The 17,535-nt window shown below is 64.4% G+C and carries 18 protein-coding genes; 7 read left to right on the top strand and 11 right to left on the bottom strand.

Features of this window, described 5'->3' with window-relative positions:
- Nucleotide 1 precedes the first annotated feature (1 nt).
- From L1081_RS25970 to L1081_RS25950, 5 genes are all read left to right on the top strand, one after another.
- On the top strand, nucleotides 2-1,138 hold the full coding sequence (locus L1081_RS25970) for a thiolase C-terminal domain-containing protein (protein ID WP_489417514.1): 1,137 nt from the start codon (nucleotides 2-4) through the stop codon (nucleotides 1,136-1,138).
- Between the two features lie 10 nt (nucleotides 1,139-1,148).
- Nucleotides 1,149-1,928, top strand: a complete 780-nt coding sequence (locus L1081_RS25965) for a 3-oxoacyl-ACP reductase FabG (RefSeq protein WP_489417513.1) — start codon at nucleotides 1,149-1,151, stop codon at nucleotides 1,926-1,928.
- A 48-nt stretch (nucleotides 1,929-1,976) separates the two neighbouring features.
- A complete protein-coding gene (locus tag L1081_RS25960; RefSeq protein WP_489417512.1) occupies nucleotides 1,977-3,167 on the top strand; it encodes a CoA transferase in 1,191 nt (396 codons plus the stop codon).
- Nucleotides 3,168-3,176: 9 nt separating this feature from the next.
- Complete coding sequence (locus tag L1081_RS25955; protein WP_489417511.1) at nucleotides 3,177-3,953, top strand: enoyl-CoA hydratase-related protein; 777 nt, start codon at nucleotides 3,177-3,179, stop codon at nucleotides 3,951-3,953.
- 120 nt (nucleotides 3,954-4,073) lie between these two features.
- On the top strand, nucleotides 4,074-5,057 hold the full coding sequence (locus L1081_RS25950) for a tripartite tricarboxylate transporter substrate-binding protein (protein WP_489417510.1): 984 nt from the start codon (nucleotides 4,074-4,076) through the stop codon (nucleotides 5,055-5,057).
- Between the two features lie 109 nt (nucleotides 5,058-5,166).
- Here the strand turns inward: L1081_RS25950 and L1081_RS25945 are convergent, their stop codons facing one another.
- Entirely contained in the window at nucleotides 5,167-6,063 is an 897-nt protein-coding gene (locus L1081_RS25945) for an oxidoreductase (RefSeq protein WP_489417509.1), read from the bottom strand.
- Nucleotides 6,064-6,151: 88 nt separating this feature from the next.
- Here L1081_RS25945 and L1081_RS25940 point away from each other — a divergent pair, with 88 nt between their 5' ends.
- Together L1081_RS25940 and L1081_RS25935 are read left to right on the top strand one after the other, a co-directional pair.
- Nucleotides 6,152-7,030 (top strand): SIS domain-containing protein, encoded by an 879-nt coding sequence (locus tag L1081_RS25940; protein WP_489417508.1) that lies wholly within the window; start codon nucleotides 6,152-6,154, stop codon nucleotides 7,028-7,030.
- Nucleotides 7,030-7,887, top strand: a complete 858-nt coding sequence (locus tag L1081_RS25935; protein ID WP_489417507.1) for an EamA family transporter — start codon at nucleotides 7,030-7,032, stop codon at nucleotides 7,885-7,887. The genes L1081_RS25940 and L1081_RS25935 overlap by 1 nt, the downstream gene beginning before the upstream one ends.
- 65 nt (nucleotides 7,888-7,952) lie before the next feature.
- Here L1081_RS25935 and L1081_RS25930 read toward each other — a convergent pair whose 3' ends face one another.
- The 10 genes from L1081_RS25930 to L1081_RS25885 form a co-directional block, all read right to left on the bottom strand.
- On the bottom strand, nucleotides 7,953-8,825 hold the full coding sequence (locus L1081_RS25930) for a LysR substrate-binding domain-containing protein (protein ID WP_489417506.1): 873 nt from the start codon (nucleotides 8,823-8,825) through the stop codon (nucleotides 7,953-7,955).
- Nucleotides 8,826-8,852: 27 nt separating this feature from the next.
- Nucleotides 8,853-10,094, bottom strand: coding sequence for an MFS transporter (locus tag L1081_RS25925; protein WP_489417505.1), 1,242 nt, complete (start codon nucleotides 10,092-10,094; stop codon nucleotides 8,853-8,855).
- Nucleotides 10,095-10,205: 111 nt separating this feature from the next.
- Nucleotides 10,206-10,928 (bottom strand): ATP-binding cassette domain-containing protein, encoded by a 723-nt coding sequence (locus L1081_RS25920; RefSeq protein WP_489417504.1) that lies wholly within the window; start codon nucleotides 10,926-10,928, stop codon nucleotides 10,206-10,208.
- Complete coding sequence (locus L1081_RS25915) at nucleotides 10,909-11,673, bottom strand: ATP-binding cassette domain-containing protein (protein ID WP_489417503.1); 765 nt, start codon at nucleotides 11,671-11,673, stop codon at nucleotides 10,909-10,911. The genes L1081_RS25920 and L1081_RS25915 overlap by 20 nt, the downstream gene beginning before the upstream one ends.
- Nucleotides 11,670-12,683 (bottom strand): ABC transporter permease subunit, encoded by a 1,014-nt coding sequence (locus tag L1081_RS25910; RefSeq protein ID WP_489417502.1) that lies wholly within the window; start codon nucleotides 12,681-12,683, stop codon nucleotides 11,670-11,672. Before L1081_RS25910 ends, L1081_RS25915 begins: the two co-directional genes overlap by 4 nt.
- Nucleotides 12,680-13,549, bottom strand: coding sequence for an ABC transporter permease subunit (locus L1081_RS25905; protein WP_489417501.1), 870 nt, complete (start codon nucleotides 13,547-13,549; stop codon nucleotides 12,680-12,682). The genes L1081_RS25910 and L1081_RS25905 overlap by 4 nt, the downstream gene beginning before the upstream one ends.
- Before the next feature lie 15 nt (nucleotides 13,550-13,564).
- Nucleotides 13,565-14,743 carry an ABC transporter substrate-binding protein gene (locus L1081_RS25900; protein ID WP_489417500.1) on the bottom strand — a complete coding sequence of 393 codons (1,179 nt, stop codon included), beginning with the start codon at nucleotides 14,741-14,743 and terminating at the stop codon, nucleotides 13,565-13,567.
- A gap of 80 nt (nucleotides 14,744-14,823) precedes the next feature.
- The gene (locus tag L1081_RS25895; RefSeq protein ID WP_489417499.1) at nucleotides 14,824-15,465 is read right to left on the bottom strand and encodes an isochorismatase family protein; all 642 of its coding nucleotides are present in this window, start codon (nucleotides 15,463-15,465) and stop codon (nucleotides 14,824-14,826) included.
- A complete protein-coding gene (locus tag L1081_RS25890) occupies nucleotides 15,462-16,505 on the bottom strand; it encodes a 2,5-dihydroxypyridine 5,6-dioxygenase NicX family protein (RefSeq protein ID WP_489417498.1) in 1,044 nt (347 codons plus the stop codon). The genes L1081_RS25895 and L1081_RS25890 overlap by 4 nt, the downstream gene beginning before the upstream one ends.
- A 24-nt stretch (nucleotides 16,506-16,529) precedes the next feature.
- Nucleotides 16,530-17,525 (bottom strand): amidohydrolase family protein, encoded by a 996-nt coding sequence (locus L1081_RS25885; protein ID WP_489417497.1) that lies wholly within the window; start codon nucleotides 17,523-17,525, stop codon nucleotides 16,530-16,532.
- Nucleotides 17,526-17,535: the final 10 nt, after the last annotated feature.

Genomic DNA, 17,535 nt, shown 5'->3' with positions numbered 1-17,535 from the left:
AATGAAGCAACCAATGATCACCGGCGTGGGAATTACCGACTTCGGCCGCTTTCCGGAGTTCACCGAAGAGGCCATGGTCCAGTCGGCCATTCTTGATGCCCTGGAAGATGCCGGCACGCGGCTTTCCGAGGTACAGGCGTTCTACTGCGGCAACGCGCTCGGGGCTATGTTGCCGGGGCAGCGGGCACTGCGTGAACTGCATGCGGACGGGGGCGCGGTCTACAACGTGGACAACGCCTGCTCCAGCGGTGCGACCGCATTGAATCTTGCATTGCAGGCGCTCAAGGTCGGGCAGTACGACACCGTCCTGGTATTCGGAATGGACCATCTGAGCGGTCTCGGGGGCGGCCCATTGCAGCTGAGCCAACAAGACTGGAACAACAGGCGGGGCATGATCATGCCCGCCTTGTACGCCATGCGCGCTCGGCGATACATGCACGACCACGGGCTCAAGCTCGAGACGCTTGCGGATATCTCCGTGAAGAACCGAAAGCACGGTGTTCTCAATCCCATCGCCAAGTTTGCAAAGCTGGCGACCCTCGAGGAGATTCTTGCGTCCCGCCCGGTGGCTGAGCCGCTCACGCTGCTGCAATGCTGTCCCGCCGTGGTTGACGGTGCAGCAGCCGTCGTGCTCAGCACCAAGCCCTCCCAAGGCGTCGCAAAGCCGGTTCAGGTCCTGGCGTCCGTGGTGCAGTCCGGCTTGTTCGAAACCACGCCGGTCGATATGACGGAGGCCGAGATCACGGCGCGTGCCGCCAGGCTGGCCTATGAGCAGGCCGGTGTGGGACCCCAGGATCTCAGTCTGCTGGAAGTGCACGACGCCTTCACCATCTCCGAATTGCTCTACTACGAAGCACTGGGGCTTTGCGATCGCGGCGACGCGGCTGCGTTGCTGCACAGCGGTGCGACCGCCCTGGGCGGGCGGGTGCCTGTCAATCCGAGTGGCGGCCTTCTCGCGAAGGGACACCCGCCCGGCGCAACGGGTGTCGCACAGATCGTGGAAGTCTGCGAGCAGTTGCAAGGCCGCGCGGGAGCTCGGCAAGTGCAGGGGGCGCGAATCGGCCTCACGCAGGTGACTGGCGGCGGTATTTGGGGCGTGGATCACGCCGCCTGCGCCATCCATATTCTTTCGCTCTGATCGGGTCGACATGAACCAGACAAATCCAACCGCGCCTGCCTCGCTGCAAGGCCTCGTCGCCGTCGTGACCGGGGGGGCGAAGGGCATCGGCCTTGGCATCGCCCGCGAGCTTGCGCAGGGCGGCTGCCGCATCGCGCTGTGGGACTTCGACGAAGAAGCCCTGCAAACGGCCGGGCGCAGCCTTGCGAGCGCGGGGGTCGACGTGAAGACCTTCAAGGTTGACGTGAGCTCTATGGAGCAGGTGGAGTCGACCGTGGCCCAACTGCTGGCATCCCATACGCGCATCGACATCCTGGTCAACAACGCCGGCATTGGTGGAGACAAGCTTGTTTCCAAGATGGATCTGGCGTTCTGGAGCCGCGTGATCGAGGTCAACCTCCACTCGCAATTCATTTGCTCCAAGGCGGTCTTAACGCAGATGGCGGAAAACCGCTTCGGACGCATCATCAATATCGGTTCTCGTGCCTGGCTGGGCAATCGCGGCCAGGCGGCCTATTCCGCTTCCAAAGGCGCCGTGGTGAGCCTGACCCGCTCGCTGGCGCTCGAATATGCGCGCAAGGGCATCACCGTGAATGCCATCGCGCCGGGCATCGTCGAGACGCCGCTGTTTGAAACGCTCACCGAAGAGGTCAGGCAGGGTCTTCACAAGACCGTACCGATGGAGCGCATCGGCCAGCCGGAAGACATCGGTCGTGCCGTTCGATTCTTCGCGGAGCCAGGCTCCAGCTACGTCACGGGGCAGCTGCTTTACGTCTGCGGCGGACGCAGTCTCGGCAGTCCGTCGGTGTAGTGAACCAATGCGGATCCAAGAAGAACATCCAACGAGATCGAAGGTCGCATGCTCGCAAATGCATTGAGCGGATTGAAGGTGATCGACTTCACCCAGGTCATGGCGGGCCCCACGTGCACACTGTGCATGGCCGACCTGGGCGCCGATGTCGTGAAGGTGGAAGCCCCCACAGGCGATCTGTCGCGAGCGCTCTCGCCCTGGGTTCATGGCGAGGGTGTTCCCTTCCTTGCGCTCAATCGCAACAAGCGCAGCATCGTGCTCGATCTCAAGCAGCCGACCCACCGGCAAGCGGCGCTGCAGATGGTCGCGCAGGCGGACGTGTTGGTGGAGAGCTTCCGCCCGGGCGTGATGGAACGCCTGGGGCTTGATTACGCCACGGTGGCTGCGGCCAATCCGCGGCTGATCTATTGCTCCGTCTCCGCGTACGGTCAGCACGGGGCCGCAAGGGACCTGCCCGGGGTGGACGGCGTGCTGCAAGCCGTCAGCGGCCTCATGAGCGTCACCGGCGCGCCCGATGGACAGCCATGCAAGGTGCCGGTGCCCGTTGTCGATCTTGTCACGGGGTCCTTCGCGACCATCTCGATCCTGGCTGCCCTCGCGCAGCGCCAACGCACGGGGTTGGGCCAGCACGTGGAAGCAAGCATGTTCGCCAGCGCCATCGCGCTGCAGCATGTGAGCTTCGCGTCCTATTTCGCAGACGGCCATGTGCCCGGCCCGCAGGGAAACGCAGCGCCGTATTCGACGCCGAACGAGGCCTTGCGTTGCGCCGACGGGTGGATCATGGTGGCGGCCTATCACCCCGCGCGATGGCAGGCCTTGTGTGCCGCAATCGGCGCGCCTGAACTCGCATCCGACCCGCGTTTCGCTGACAACAAGAGTCGGTTGCAGCACCGCGAGGCGCTGTTGCGCCTGCTCGAAGCACGCATGCTTGCGCATCCCCGCGCCTTCTGGCTCGAGCAGTTCGCGGCCGTGGACATCATCTGCGGGCCGATCAACAACTATGCCGAGGTCGCGCAGTCCGCGCCCTTCGTCGACGCGGCGCTCACAGAGACCTTGCAGCATCCGGTTGCAGGTGCGTTGACGATGCCACGCAGCGTCATCGGTGCGGTTGGCGAGCGGCCTCGGGCGCGACGGTCCGCTCCCACACTCGGACAGCACACCCGAGAGGTGCTTGTCGAACTGGGCATGCCGCCAGAAAACATCGAGGCGGTCATTGCCGCCGACTCTCCTTCGAACTGAGACAAACCCATGCCCATCGTCAAGACAGTCCAGGATGGCGTCGCCATCGTCACCCTGAATCGGCCCGAAGCCATGAATTCCATCGACCCGGAATCCAACGAGCAGTTGCTCGCGATCTGGGACGAGATCTCAAGCGACGAGGGCATTCGCGTCCTCGTGCTGACGGGCGCGGGCGAGCGTGCGTTCTGCACAGGTGCAGATCTCAAGAAAACGATGCCGCCTGCCGACAGCGCAGCCCGGCAGGTCTTTCGCACCGGTACCCGGCATTCCAATTTCGGCACGCTGCAGACCGACAAGCCTGTCATCGCCGCGATCAATGGCTATGCCCTGGGCGGTGGACTGGAACTGGCTTTGCTTGCGGACATCCGCATTTGTTCCGACAACGCGCAGTTCGGCTTGCCGGAGGTGCGCGTCGGCAGCATCCCAGGCGCCGGGGGCACGCAACGCCTCATCCGCGCGGTGGGCCAGTCGGACGCGATGTGGATGCTTCTGACGGGCGAACGCATCGATGCCAACGAAGCGTTGCGGATCGGATTGGTCAGCAAGGTGGTTCCCCTTCCCGAGCTGCAGGAAACGGCGATCAACCTGGCGCGAGCGATGGCTGCCAATGCGCCATTGGCGATGACCGCTGCGAAGCGTCTGGCGATGACCGGACGGGAGCTGCCGCTTGCCGGTGGACTGGAACTGGAGCGCCAGGCCTTTGGAGTGCTGAGGGACAGCGAGGACCGACTGGAGGGGCGCCGTGCGTTCGCTGACAAGCGCGCCCCGGTCTTCCGCGGTCGCTGACTTTGCCTCGCGCAGAGGGCTCCAGCGTCGTGGGTCGACGCGCGCTCGAACCCCTCGAGTGGCCTCGTGCCGACGCTGCAACAACCGACGTGACCTCGCTGATTTTTCCTGGAGCAGCCCTTGAACAAACCGAGCACCGCCTGGCTCTACAGCCTCGCACTCATCGTTGCCGTGTCCTTCGGCACGTCGTCGGCCATCGCGCAGTCGGCCAGCCGACCGCCCGCAAGGATTCTTGTGGGCTTCTCGCCCGGCGGGACACTCGATGTCGTCACAAGGACGCTTGCGGATCAGCTGCATGAGCCGCTCAATCGCACGGTCGTGGTGGAGAACAAGCCCGGAGCCGGCGGAAAGATTGCGATCGATGCGCTGCGTGCCGCCCCTGCCGACGGAAGCGTGGCCATGTTGTGTCCTGACTTCCTGCAATCGATCTATCCATTCGTCTTCAACAAGCTCAACTACGCTGCGCAGCGGGATATCCTGCCGGCGTCGACGGTGGTCGAGTTTCCGATGGCGCTGGCTGTACCAGCGTCCTCGCCCGTCAAGACCTTTGCCGAATATGCCCAATGGGTGCGTGCTCATCCTGAGCATGCCAACTTCGGCCATGCCGCATCGGGAGGCCCGACCCATTTCTTGGGATTGCGGATCGCAAAAGTCATCGGAACACCGCTACAGGACGTGCCGTTTCAGGGCGCAGCCCCGATGATCGTGAACCTCGTCGGCGCCAATGTCGCAGCGGGTAGTTCAACGGTCGGAGACTTCGCACAGCACCACAACGCCGGCAAGCTTCGTGTGCTGGCAGTCACCTCTGCGCAACGCTCCCCGCTACTGCCTGCCGTTCCAACGTTCGGCGAGCTCGGCCGAAAGGAGCTCACCGCAGTGGGTGTATTGGCCATATGCCTGCCTCCTGGAACGCCCGCGGTCGTCGTCTCCGAATGGAGCACTGCGGTCCGAAAAGCAGTTGCAACCGAGCAGTTCGCGCGCAGGATCCGCACGCTCGGCTTTGTGGAGACGGGAAGCTCGCCGGCTCAGGCCCGAGCCAGGTTTGACGAAATGCGTGCCTTCTGGGAGCCAGTGGTCAAAGCTTCGGGATTCAAAGCTGACTAGCGCCGTGGCGGCTTGTGATCGCACACTGGCTGGACAGCAACTCGACTGAGGATTGCGGCGCCGGCGGCGAGGAGGAAGAGGCGCGACAGTGCGCTCATCGGCCGCAGGATCAGCCAGGGCCGTCGCTCGCGGCCGCGAGCAGAGGCACCAGGATATCGCTGATCGGCGTCGGGACGCCCCGAGCCCGGCCGCGGCGCGCAACGACACCGTTGCGGATATCCCATTCGAGCGGCCGCCCGGCTTCGCGATCCGTGAGGATGGAGGTGCCCATGTCCGTGGGAGATGCCTGGAACCTGTCGAGAATCTCCTGCGGCACCCCGTCGTCGAGTTCTGCACCCTCGGCTCGGGCCACGGCCAGGCATTCCCGCAGATAGGCAAGGGCGAGCGCGGCGATATCGGGCCGGCCGAACATGCCCGAGCGACGTTGCGTGAGCACCATGAGCCCGGCCACCGCGTTCTGCAGCAGTTTGCGCCAGGCCAGCGCGTGGAAGTTCGCGGCCAGCTCGACGCGGCAGCGTGTGCCCCGCAGCGCCTCGGCCGCCACGCGGGCGTGCGACGTGTCTGGCAGGCTCAGGCGCATGTCTGCGCGCAAGCGCACCGAGCCGTCGGCCTGGGCTTGCACAGGAAACCACACGACCGCGGGGACGATCTGCGCGGCCCGGGCATGCAGGGCGATCCGCTCCAACTGTTCGACGCCGTTCTGCAAAACGCACACGACGGTCTTCGGGCCACTCAACGCGGTGAGCCAGTCTGCCGCCGCCTCGATCTGCGTCGCCTTGACCGCCAGAAAGACCACCTCGACCGTCTCACCGATTTGTGCAGGGTCTACCCGCACCGGACCGGGCACGGTGATGAGGCGATCACCATCCTGAAGCGTCAGGCGCTCCCGAGGTGTGCGACCGCACAGCAACGGTGTGCGACCGGCTTCGTGCAGTGCCGCCGCGACCGCGGTGCCGATCGCACCGGGACCCACAACGGCGATGGATGCAGCCCTTGTTGTATTCATGAACACAGACTCCTTCGAGCGTTCCTTCAGCGTTCCGTATACGCCATGCTTGCGATCGTCACGGGCGCGATGTAATCTATTACCTATTATGAGAAAAGAAGGTAACACGGTTTCAGGCAACGCGCGCTTGTTGCAATGGATCGGAAGCATCCAGGCCCGAACCGGCGATCTGGCTGCCAGCGAGGCAAAGGTCGTCGAGCTCCTGCTCGCCGATCCCTTGTTCGTGGGCGCGAGCACGACTGCGCAGGTCGCTGCCCGCGCCGGCGTTTCGCCGCCGAGCGTGATTCGCGCCGCACGTGCGATAGGGTTCAGCGGTTTCACCGAACTGAAGATCGAAATCGCGCGTGCCCGCGGGACTACCGAGTTCTTCGCGCCATCCGACGTGCTCACCGCGGGTGCGACGACCGCTGCGGTGCTCGAGGCCTCGATCCGCGCAGGCACTGACGCACTGACCGCGCTCGGCGGAGCCCTGGAGCTGTCGGCGCTCGAGCGGGCGGTCAGCACCATCGAGCAGGCGCGCCAGGTGATCGCATTCGGAGCCGGTCCCTCCGCGACGGTCGCCGCTGATGCGGTTTTCCGACTGCGCGCAGTCGGCGTGACGACCATCGGCATCGCGGACCATCTGTCGGCAATGATCGCGACGCGGCTCCTGGGCCCTGGTGACGTCGTCATCGCCATCAGTTCGACCGGACGCACCTCGACGACGCTCGCCATCGCCGATGCGGCAGCTTCTGCCGGCGCCTCGCTCATCGCCATCACCAACCAGTACGGCACACCGCTGGCGACCCTCGCGAACATCGCGCTTGTCGTTGGCGGTGCGCCACTGACGGCCCAGATGGCCGCGGCCGGGAGTCGGCTGGCACAGCTCGTGGTGATCGACGCGCTGGTCGCGGCTGTCGCGCTGCGCGACCCGCAGCGCAGCCGCCGCGCGGAACGGGCGGGCATCGACCTGCCCGATATCGCCTGATGCTGCCCGGCACCGTCGCGATGATCCTCGCCGCGGCCGTGGCCCATGCGGTATGGAATCTGGCCTCGAAGTACAAGCGCGGTGATGCCTTGCTGTTCGTCTGCGCCTACACCTACGCTTCGGCGCTGCTGTGCGTCCCGATCAGCCTCGTCTTCATGGCGAATGGGCAGCAGGCGCTCAGCTGGCAGCTCGCGGCGGGCGCCGTCGTCTCGGCCGTGTTGCACACCGCTTACTCTCTGACCTTGCAGGCCGGCTACGAACGCGCCGAGCTGGGGGTGGTTTATCCGGTTGCCCGCGGCACTGGGCCGGTGCTGGCGATGCTGTTCGCGATTCTGCTCCTGGATGAACAGCTCACCGCGGCCGCGATGTTCGGCGCGTCGCTTGTCGTGGCGGGCATTCTCGTCGTCACCGGCAATCCGTTCAGGACCGGGAGCCGCCCGCTTCAAGGCTTGTTCTGGGGCGCCGCGACGGGGGCAACCATCGCCGCCTACACGGTCTGGGATGGCTACTCGGTCATCGCGCTGCACCTGGCGCCTGTGAGTTACTACGCGGCCACGCTGCTGCTGCAGAGCCTGATCCTGACCCCCAGTTTGCTGCGCCGGCGCCATCGCATTCGAGCGGCCTTCCGTGCCGACGCCGTGCCGATCCTCATCGTGGCTGTGTTCTCCCCGCTCGCCTACATTCTCGTTCTCACGGCCATGCTGAAGGCGCCGGTGGCGCTCGTCGCGCCCCTGCGCGAGTCGTCCATCGTCATTGGCTCACTCGTTGCATGCAGACTGTTTGGCGAGGGTCATCTCGCGCGCCGCATTGCCGGCGCGGTGATCGTGCTGGCGGGGATCGCGGCGATCAGCCTTTGACGCCTTCTTCGAGCCAGCTCTGCACGTGGTAACCGGGGCTCATAGGTGATGGCTGATACCCGTTGCTAACGAACAGAACGGATCCAATTTCTGAAAAGCCTCACTGGAGCCTCTGAGGCTTTCAGCGGATCGCAGACCAAGTAGTACCCGGACTCCGTTCTGGCGACGTGATCCACGGCAATGACGAGCCGCCCGCTGCGGATGTCGTCATCCACGTAGGCGCGCTGGGCGATGGCAACCCCCAATCCATCAGCCGCCGCCTGGTAGCACAGCGCGGCATTCGCCAACGTGATTCCATGCAGGCGCGGGGAATCTACAAGTTCAGCCGAACTGAACCATAGCGACCAAGCTTCCGGCCGCATCATCGAGTGCAGCAGGTTGGCTTGCAGCAGGTCTTGAGGTGTCTTCAGATGCCTGGCCAGGCTGGGTGCGCAGACCGGAAGAAATTCGTCGTCGAAGAGGTGGTCCAACTCGACATCGGTCCACTCTCCCATGCCATGCCGGATCGCGCAGTCAGCGCCCTCGAGCCTGATGTCGTCGGCCATTGCAATGGTCGAAATCTCGAGGTCGATGTCGGGGTGTTGCGCGTAGAAACCGTGCAGGCGAGGTACCAGCCATCGGATGGCGAGGCTGGGCGCCACTTTCAGCCGCAGCCGCTTGTCCAGCTGGATATCGACCACGTCATTGAGCGCATCGTTCAGGCGATCGAAAGCATCCGAGACGCGGTGGGCCAGTCGTTTGCCGACCGCGGTGAGTTCGATCTCGCGGCCAGATTTCTGAAACAGCTGCGCTCCGAGCCCGACCTCCAACTGCTTGACTTGCTGGCTGACTGCACCGGGCGTCACATGAAGCACCTGAGCGGCGCGCGTGATCCCCTTGGCGCGGCACACCGCATCGAACACGCGCAGCGGGCCCAGGAGCGCACGGAGACTGTGCATCGTGACCAAAGTGAAGGCGCAGCGAACTCAGCGCTCGCTCGAACCCGCCGCTGCGACCGTGCCGCTCGCGTGCTTGGCGGCCGGACGCTCGGTGAGGCAGATCATTGCGGCTGCAAGCAGCAGTCCCGCTGCCAGACAGAGCCATGAGATATAGCTGCCGGAAATGTCAAAGAGCCGTCCCGCGAGGAATGGCCCGATGCCGGCACCAATGGCCACCGTGGCATAGACGCCCCCGAAGAGGGTGCTGTAGAGGCTCAGCGGGAATCTTCGGCTCACCAGATAGGCTGCGAGGTCGAACTCCGCGCCGACCGCAAAGCCCGTCATGAGCAACCCGGGAAGCACCAGCGCCGGTTGGCCTGTTGCCAGAAGCAGCATGCCGGCGGCAGACAGCATGAAGAGCGTAGCCGACAAGCGCGCGGCATCGAACACGTCCAGCAGAAAGCCGGTGACGATTCGTCCGACGATGACCGCCACGCCAAGGATGCTGGCGAAACCGGCGGCGCGGTTCGGGGAAAGCCCGAGGTCGGTGAGCATCGGAACGACGTGCACGATCGTGCCGAAGATGCCGACCGAGCACAACAGGAAGACGGTGGCAATGCGTAAGAAGTGCGGATCGGCCAGCGCCTTCAGGTTACTTCCGGCCGGGGCACGGTGGCCCTTCTCTGCAGGGGCCGCATCCGCGCCCCGCAGGAAGTAGGCAATCAATGGCAAGAGGGCAAGGACAACGGCCGCAAGACCCAGGTAGGTGGCTCGCCATCCGAAATGGGCGATGGCCGGCGTGACGATCAGCGGAATCAGGATGGCCCCGACGCCGGTTCCGGTGATGGCGATGCCCAGGGCCAGTCCGCGTTGGCGAGAGAACTTGCCCACGAGGATCCTTGTGAAGGACAAGGGCGAGGTCGCGCCACCGAGCAGTGCCAGGACAGCGACCAGCGCCAGAAAACTGGCCAGGCCCTGTGTCCAAACGCCCAGAAGCAGGAGCGAGATCGATAGGCCCACCAGGGAGAGCAGGGTGACGCGTCGCGCGCCGTACCGGTCGATCACCTGCCCGATGAACGGCGCCGCGCATCCGAGCAGCACGCTGCTGATCAGCGATCCCAGGGACGCGGTGCCTCTGGTCCAGCCGAACTCGGCAGCGAGGGGCTTCAGAAACAGACCTGAACTGTAGAAGTACAGGGATGAGACGCCGCCGGCCAAGCCGAGGAAGCAGCCCAGGACGTAGCGCCAATGCTGCCGCAGTTCTGAAGGTGAATGAGGAGAGGGCGTCATGTGCCGATCCTTACGACGAAATGAAAGTGAACAGAGGAACAGCGGTCGTCACCCTCGCCAAGAAGAAACTCACAGCGCCGAGGTCACGTCGAACAAACGATGCGTTCGTCTTCAGCACTTCTGGATGCCGATGGTGCGGTTCAGCAATGCCTCTTCGCCGCTCAGCACCGCCGCAGACCCGGAGTAGGCGGCCAGGCCGCGTTCCAGCACGATCACGTTGTTGGAAAATTCGAGAACGACATCCACGTGCTGCTCCACGATGACGCAGCCTACGCCGAGCTGATCACTCATCCGGACAATGGCGTCCATCAACTCCTCGCGCACCATCGGCGCCAAGCCTTCGAGCGGTTCGTCGAGCAACAGGATGCGCGGCTGCCCGACGAGTGCTCGTGCCACGGACAGCATTTGCTGCTCGCCGCCCGACAGCTGCGTGCCTGCGTTGCGTCGGCGCTCCTTGAGCCGCGGAAACAGCGTATAGATAGGTGGCAGGGCAACGCTGGCCGAGCGTCCCTGCAGGCCCGACAGCAGGTTCTCCTCCACCGTCAACGAGGGAAAGATGTCGCGGCTCTGCGGCACGTAGCCCAGGCCGGCGCGCGCGCGTGCATAGGTGCTCGCGCTGCTGATGTCGTCGCCGCCGAAGTGAATGCGCCCCTTCATCAGGTCGGCCAGGCCCATGGCTGTCGCGAGCGTCGTGGTCTTGCCGGCGCCGTTGCGCCCGATCAGACCGAGGCGCTCGCCTTCGCGTACGCTGAAGCTGAGATGCTCTAGGACCGGCAGGCCGCCATAGCCTGCGGTGACGTCGTCGAACCGAAGTTCAATGGTGGGCTTGGGCATGACCGTCTCGTCCGAAATAGATTTGCTTGACCTGCTCGTTGGCAGCGACTTCCTGCGGCGTCCCCTCGACCATCACCGCACCGGCGACCAGGACGATGATGCGCGACGCGAACCGGAACACCAGGTCCATGTCGTGCTCGATCAGCAGGACGGACAGATCCTTGGGCAAGCTCCCAATGGCTTCCATGATGCGGCCGCCCTCTCCCTGCGGCACGCCTGCGCCCGGTTCATCGAGCAGCAGCACCTCGGGCTTCATCGCGAGTGCCAGTGCGATCTCCGCGAGCCGCTGCTCGCCCAGCGCCAGTTGCCCCACCACCCGGTTCGCATAGGGGTGCAGCCCCAGCATGCCGAGTGTCTCGTCGACATCTTCCTGCACTCGTGCGGAACGCGTCGGTGAGGGCCACCACTGCATGGAGGCCCGGTGCCGCTGCAACACGGCGACCTTGACGTTGTCCGCCACGGTGAGTTCCTTGAACAGGCGGCTGATCTGGAACGTGCGAACGATGCCGTTGCGCACGCGTGCGTGCTGCGGCAGCTGGACGATCGAGCGGCCGTCCAGCTGAATGTCACCCGACTGCGGGCGCAACGCCCCGCTCAGCAGGTTGACCAAAGTCGTCTTGCCAGCGCCGTTCGGACCGATCAATGCCGTGCGGGCTCCCTGGGGGAGGGACAGCGTGACGTTCTGCGTGACCGCCAGGCCGCCAAAGGAGTGACTTAGGTTATGAGTCTGGAGTCGGTGGGTCATCGTGCCACCCCACTGCGGCCAGACCGCTTGGTGTACATCACAGCGCGGTCCACCAGCCCGATCAAGCCTTCAGGCAGGACGATGAGTACGACGATCAGCATCGACCCGATGAAGAACAACCAGTGATAGGGGTTCAAGGTCGATGCGATGTGATGGATGGTCATGTACGCGACGGTGCCGAGCACGGCGCCCGACAGGCGGCGCGTTCCACCCAGAACGATCATGACCACGACACCGGCCGATGTCGTGAAATCCAGCATGAAGAGGTTGGCGACTTTGCTGGTCTGTGCTGTCAATGCGCCAGCCAGCCCCGCCACGATCCCGCCAACGGTGTAGACGGCCAGCAAGTGCAAGTAGACGCGCCCCCCCAGCGCCTGAACGCGTCCGGGATCCTGCCGGATCGCCCTGGCCGTCAGGCCGAACGGCGACTCCACGAGGTTCCTCAGCAGGAAGTACACGAGCACAAGTGCGCCCAAGGCATAGAAGTAGCCCGTGTGGCTCAGGAAGTTGAATTCCCAGATGCCCAGCAGGGGAGCGATGCTGAAACCGGCAAGTCCATCGTCGCCGCCCGTGAGCCACCTCGCCCAGTTGGCCAGTTCAAGCAGCAACTGGGCGACCGCGATGGTCAGCATGACCAGCGTCAGCTTGGTCGATCGCAGCATGACGGCGCCGCTCAGCAGCGCGATCACGCCGCCGCCCAGCCCGCCGAGCAGCAAGCCCACAATCGGGTCTGCCGTCAGGTACAGCGCCGTCCAGCCCGCGACGTAGGCACCGCTGCCGTACAACGCGGCCTGGCCCAGGGTCGCGATGCCGGCCTGTCCCAGCACGAGGCTCAGCGACAGCGCGAAGATGGACATGGTCGCCATGTTGGTGAGCAAACCCAGGTCCTGCGGGAACAGCACGAAGGCCAGCAGTCCCACCAGCATCAGCACGAGCTCTCCGCGCAGCTGCATCCACGGCCGGGCGCGAGACGGTGCGGGCACCGTCATGGGCGCACTGACCGCGCTCATGCGTGTCTCCCGAACAACCCTTGCGGTCGAACCAGCAGGACGATGATCATCGTCAGGAAAAACGCAGCGGATGCGAGCTGCGGAACCATGTATTTCATCGAAGTCTCCACAATGCCGAGCAGCAACGCTGCAAAGAATGAGCCGAACAGATTTCCGTTGCCTCCCACGGCGACGACGGCCAGGAGGATCACCAAGTATTTGGAGGCGTAGGTCGGCTCCATGGGCAGCAATTCCGCGCCGGCTATGCCTCCCAGTGCGGCGAGCGCTGCACCCATCACAAAAGTGGCGGCATAGATCTTCGTCGTGTCGATGCCGATGGCTCGTGCGATGGGCGCGTTGTCGACGGCAGCGCGTACCCGGATGCCAAAGGACGATTTGTCCACCGCCAGCCAAAGAACGCAGACCACAACGAGCCCACAGGCCACAACGATGAGGCGATGCCGAGGGATGGACCGAAAGCCAAGATCGACCGTGCCGTTGAACAGCTCCGGCAGCGCCACCGATGTCACCGTCGAACCGAACAGCAGATTCACCGCGGCGGTTGCCACGAACATCAGTCCGATCGTCACCAGCATCTGATCGAGATCGTCGCGTCGATAGAAGCGCCGAAGCAGGATGCGCTCGAACAGCAGCGCAACCAGCCCGACCAGGACGATGGCGAGAAAGAAGCCCAGCCAGATCGGCACGCCCAGGCATTGCGGGATCGTGGCTGCGAAGAAGCCGCCGAGCATCGCGAAGGCGCCATGGGCCAGATTCACCACCCGCATCAGGCCCATCGTCATCGACAGGCCCACTGTGATCATGAACAGGATCATCGCGTACGCGATCCCGTCGATCAGGATGCTGCTAAGAAGCGCGAGAGACATGCTGCAGACTCTGCGTTACTTGGACGCGTTCTGGGTGCGGCCGTAGTCGGGCTGCATCTCGAACGTGCGGAATTCCCGGTTGACGTAGCGTCCAGACGGGTCCTTTTCGACCACGCGCATGTAGACGTTCTGCACGAACTCGCGGGACGCCGGGTCGATCTTCACCGGGCCTCGCGGACTTTCCCAGGCGTGACCCTTGGCGCTGGCAAGCGCCTTGGCGCCGTCCCGCTTTCCATCCGTTGCCTTGACCATGTGATAGACCACATGCAGACCGTCATACGCGTTCGCAAGCTGAACGGTCGGAATGGCCTTGGGGGCAACCTCGCCGAGGGCCTTGATGACGGCATTGTTCAGCGCAGAGTTGTGCGTTGCCGAATAGAACATGCCCGTCTCGATGCCGAGAAGATCCGGGCCGATCGCTCTCAGCTGGTCCTCATCGGTCTCGGCAGTGCCGAGAAAACGCACGCCGGCCGCCCTCAATCCAGCCTCGTTGTATGCCTTGACCATCGCGTAGGTCGCGGGACCGCCTGGGGCAAAGACGTAGAGGGCGTCGGGCTTGAGCGCCTTCACGCGCTGCATCAGAGGACCAAAGTCGGTTGTCTTCAGCGGCGCGCGGATGGCCTCGAGCAGCTTGCCACCGCCGCTGACGAACGCCGTGGTGAAGGCCTTCTCGGCGTCCAGGCCGGGACCAAAGTCGCTGACCAGCGTGACAACATTCCTGACGTTCTTCTCCAGTGCGTACTTGGCCACAGGCACCGCCATCTGCGGCAAGGTGTACGAAGTGCGCAGCAGGAAGTCCGACTTGTCGAGAAGCGAGGATGTCGACGCGTTGAAGATCACGACCGGCACCTTGGCCTCCTGCGCGAGCGCAGCCACGGCCAAGGTGTCAGGAGTGAAATAGAGGCCGGCGATGTACTGGGCACCTTCCTTGACAATCAGTTCCTGTGCCAGTGCCTTGGCTTGCGCGGGGTTGATCTCCGGAAGGTCGCGATAGATGACTTCGATCGTGTGTTTGCCCACGGTCGTGCCATTGAGCTTCTGGTATGCCTTGGTCGCACCCTCCCAGGTTTGCCCCACGGCTGAAAACGGTCCGGACATCGGAGCGATGACGCCAACTTTGATGACGTCGGCGCGGGCCTGAAAGGCAATCGTCGCGAGTGAGACCGCCAAGGCGGCAACGAATTTGATGGTCATTCTTTTCTCCAAATAGTGGGGCGGGTCTGGCGCCGTGAGCACCAGGGGTTCGAACGAGGTGACGGACCTTCGAACGGGTGTCAGACCGAGGCGTTGTTTTCTGCCCTGGTGGTCGCTTCGAGCGCGACATCACGGGCCATCAAGGTCGCGTACTTCTGATTCATGTCGAACAGGTTGGCGTCGTGTGCCTGTGGCGACCGGTCGCCCACGCAGTCGGTCACGACGAGGGGGCGGAACCCGTGGCACATCGCGTCGACCACGCTGGCGCGGACACAACCGCTGGTCGTGCAGCCGGCAATCAGGAGGGTCCGTATGCCGCGCAGGGACAACCAGGCGGCCAGCGAAGTCCCGAAGAAGGCCGAGGGACTGGTCTTGCGCAGCACCAACTCTCCGGCCACCGGCTGCAGTTGCGGCACGATCTGGCTTTCGGGCGCATCCTCGCGCAGGGCAAGGATGGGAGGAACCTTGAGCGCGAAGATGTTGGCGTCGGCGCCATCGTCCTGGTACACGACCCGCGTGTGCACGACCGGCCATTGGCGCTGGCGCGCTTGGGCGAGAAGCCCGCGCGTGCATTCGATGGCGGGGCCGATGTTGCCGCCGCCGAACGTGAGCGGATCGGCGAAGCCATTGATGAAGTCGATGATCAACAGGCCGTAGGGCGCCATGGGCGCCACGGCATTGCCGAACCCTTGCTTCTGGTAGATGTCTTGATCGAAGCTCATTGGAAAGCCTCGTCGATCACCTTGCCGTCGCGAACCACGACGATGTCATCCAGCGCCACCGTGCAATTGCGCAGCGGAATGTCGAGGTGACAAGGCGTGGTGCGAGAGCCGCCGGCCTCGTTGTTCGGGCCCAGAGAGAACAGGAAATTGCCTTCGAACGAGCGCGCATCCTGGCCGGTCGTCGCTTCGCGGTCCATCAGCGACAGTGTGTGCCAGTAGCACCGCGGCTGCATCCCCCAGCCGATGTGCGCGATGGCGTAGGCCTCGGGGTCCTTGTAGGCTTCCATGAATTCGCGCAGCAGGGCGGCATCGACGTCACCTTCGATGCTGCGCACGAAGCCGCCGCTCAGATTCATCGTGATCTTGTCCGAGACGTAGTTCTTCTGCGGCAGCAGGATGTCGCCGCGATCGATCACGATGGTGCCGTCGCTGCCGCCTTCGTTGGCGAAAGTAAAGAGGAAGCCGCTCGGCCAGTGGTCCCAGCGCCCGGGTTCCTCGCAGAAACCGTACTCGGTGATGACCGGAAATTCGCCGAGCTGGAACGTCACGTCCGTGCCGGCCGGCGACGTCACGTGCATCCTCTTGGCCTTCTTGAGCAGCTTCGACGCGTCCAGCACGCGCTTGCGATCGGCTTCGGTGGGCACTGCCCGCACCAGGACCTCCGGCGGCTCTACGGCCAGGAGGATCTTCGTTCCCGACTCCAGGATCTCCATCTGTTCGGGCGAGAACAGCAGCAGCATCAAGTCCAGGACGAGGTCACTGTTCTTCATCGCCGCCAGCGCGGCCGGGTTGTTGGTCAGGGGCGTCGCGCCCAGGTAGTTCATCAGGTCGCGGCTGGTGGCCTTCTCCGCGTTGATGGGTTGCAACTCGATCCTGGTCACGATCGCGCCCGCGGCCTGCGCGGCGATCGTTGCTGTCTGGAGCGTCTGCGGGTGCGTGTGGGGGCCGCACAGAATGGAGACCGTCTGTCCGCGCTCCACTTTGCTGAGCTTCAGGACCTCGTCCCAGGCCTTGATCATCTGATAATCGCTGACTGCCATTTTTTCGTCCTTTGGAGTGAAGTGTCAGAACTGCAGCAGCGCCAGGTCTTCCGGGCTGCCTAGCTTGAAGAGCCGGCGCGCATTGCCATGGCACACCTGTGCCCGTGTCTTGTCGTCGAGAGGTGCGTCTTCGATGAAGGTGCAGGCCTCGGCGGTGGACTCGTAGGGGTAGTCCACCGAAAAAAGCACGGCCTGTGCCCCGAGCTCGCCAATGGCGCCCAGCAGGGCCGGTGCAGAGCACACGCCGGACGTGGTGATCAGGATGTTGCTGCCGATGTACTCGCTGGGTTTGCGCGCCAACTTGATGCCCGATGGATACGCGGCGAAACGGCTGTCGATGCGCCAGCGCTGGTACGGCAGGGCCTCCCCCATGTGGCCCAGCACCAGGGTCAGGCGCGGGAATCGGTCGAACACCCCGCCGAACAGCAGGCGCAACGCATGGCCCGCCGTCTCCACGCCCCATCCCCATGCAGCGCCCTGGAGCACCGGCATGCCTTCGAGCAGAGCCGGTGCCTGGCTGAACGCGTTGGGATGCAGATAGATGGGCACGCCGAGCGCCTGCGCGCGCTCCCAGAACACATCGAACGCGCCACCTTCGTAGTAGCGACCCAGGGTATGGCCGTTGATCATGGCGCCTTTGAAGCCGTGTTCGACGACGGTGCGTTCCAGCTCCTCAGCTGCGGCGGTCGGATCCTGCATGGCCACGTGGGCAAAGGCGCCGAAGCGTCGCGGATGGCGCGACACGCGCTCGACAAGGAACTCGTTGTTCTCGCGCGCTCGGCGGATGGCGGTGTCGCGATCTGCCTCAGCCTGTACGCCAGGCATCGTTTGCGACAGCACGACGTACTCGATGTTCCCTGCGTCCATCTCCGCAAGGCGCTGATCGTCGAAATCGGTCAGCCTGGCGTCGAGCTTGGCGACGAATTCGGCGGGCAGCGCTCGCGTGTATGGGGCTGAGTACGCGTCGAAGCCGGGGGCGCAGAAGTGCTCCTCCAGCGCGATCTTGGGGGTTGGATTCATGGTCTTCCTA

The organism is Variovorax sp. MSC1_012 (assembly GCF_023667525.1).
Taxonomy (GTDB): Bacteria; Pseudomonadota; Gammaproteobacteria; order Burkholderiales; family Burkholderiaceae_C; genus Variovorax; species Variovorax beijingensis_B.
The sequence above is the reverse complement of the archived record's forward strand: the minus strand, read 5'-3'. Positions and strand labels throughout refer to the sequence as shown.

Coding starts and splice junctions, on each gene's coding strand:
- L1081_RS25970 (WP_489417514.1), top strand. CDS start 2: ATGAAGCAACCAATGATCACCGGCGTGGGAATTACCGACTTCGGCCGC.
- L1081_RS25965 (WP_489417513.1), top strand. CDS start 1,149: ATGAACCAGACAAATCCAACCGCGCCTGCCTCGCTGCAAGGCCTCGTC.
- L1081_RS25960 (WP_489417512.1), top strand. CDS start 1,977: ATGCTCGCAAATGCATTGAGCGGATTGAAGGTGATCGACTTCACCCAG.
- L1081_RS25955 (WP_489417511.1), top strand. CDS start 3,177: ATGCCCATCGTCAAGACAGTCCAGGATGGCGTCGCCATCGTCACCCTG.
- L1081_RS25945 (WP_489417509.1), bottom strand. CDS start 6,063: ATGAATACAACAAGGGCTGCATCCATCGCCGTTGTGGGTCCCGGTGCG.
- L1081_RS25940 (WP_489417508.1), top strand. CDS start 6,152: ATGAGAAAAGAAGGTAACACGGTTTCAGGCAACGCGCGCTTGTTGCAA.
- L1081_RS25935 (WP_489417507.1), top strand. CDS start 7,030: ATGCTGCCCGGCACCGTCGCGATGATCCTCGCCGCGGCCGTGGCCCAT.
- L1081_RS25930 (WP_489417506.1), bottom strand. CDS start 8,825: ATGCACAGTCTCCGTGCGCTCCTGGGCCCGCTGCGCGTGTTCGATGCG.
- L1081_RS25925 (WP_489417505.1), bottom strand. CDS start 10,094: ATGACGCCCTCTCCTCATTCACCTTCAGAACTGCGGCAGCATTGGCGC.
- L1081_RS25920 (WP_489417504.1), bottom strand. CDS start 10,928: ATGCCCAAGCCCACCATTGAACTTCGGTTCGACGACGTCACCGCAGGC.
- L1081_RS25915 (WP_489417503.1), bottom strand. CDS start 11,673: ATGACCCACCGACTCCAGACTCATAACCTAAGTCACTCCTTTGGCGGC.
- L1081_RS25910 (WP_489417502.1), bottom strand. CDS start 12,683: ATGAGCGCGGTCAGTGCGCCCATGACGGTGCCCGCACCGTCTCGCGCC.
- L1081_RS25905 (WP_489417501.1), bottom strand. CDS start 13,549: ATGTCTCTCGCGCTTCTTAGCAGCATCCTGATCGACGGGATCGCGTAC.
- L1081_RS25900 (WP_489417500.1), bottom strand. CDS start 14,743: ATGACCATCAAATTCGTTGCCGCCTTGGCGGTCTCACTCGCGACGATT.
- L1081_RS25895 (WP_489417499.1), bottom strand. CDS start 15,465: ATGAGCTTCGATCAAGACATCTACCAGAAGCAAGGGTTCGGCAATGCC.
- L1081_RS25890 (WP_489417498.1), bottom strand. CDS start 16,505: ATGGCAGTCAGCGATTATCAGATGATCAAGGCCTGGGACGAGGTCCTG.
- L1081_RS25885 (WP_489417497.1), bottom strand. CDS start 17,525: ATGAATCCAACCCCCAAGATCGCGCTGGAGGAGCACTTCTGCGCCCCC.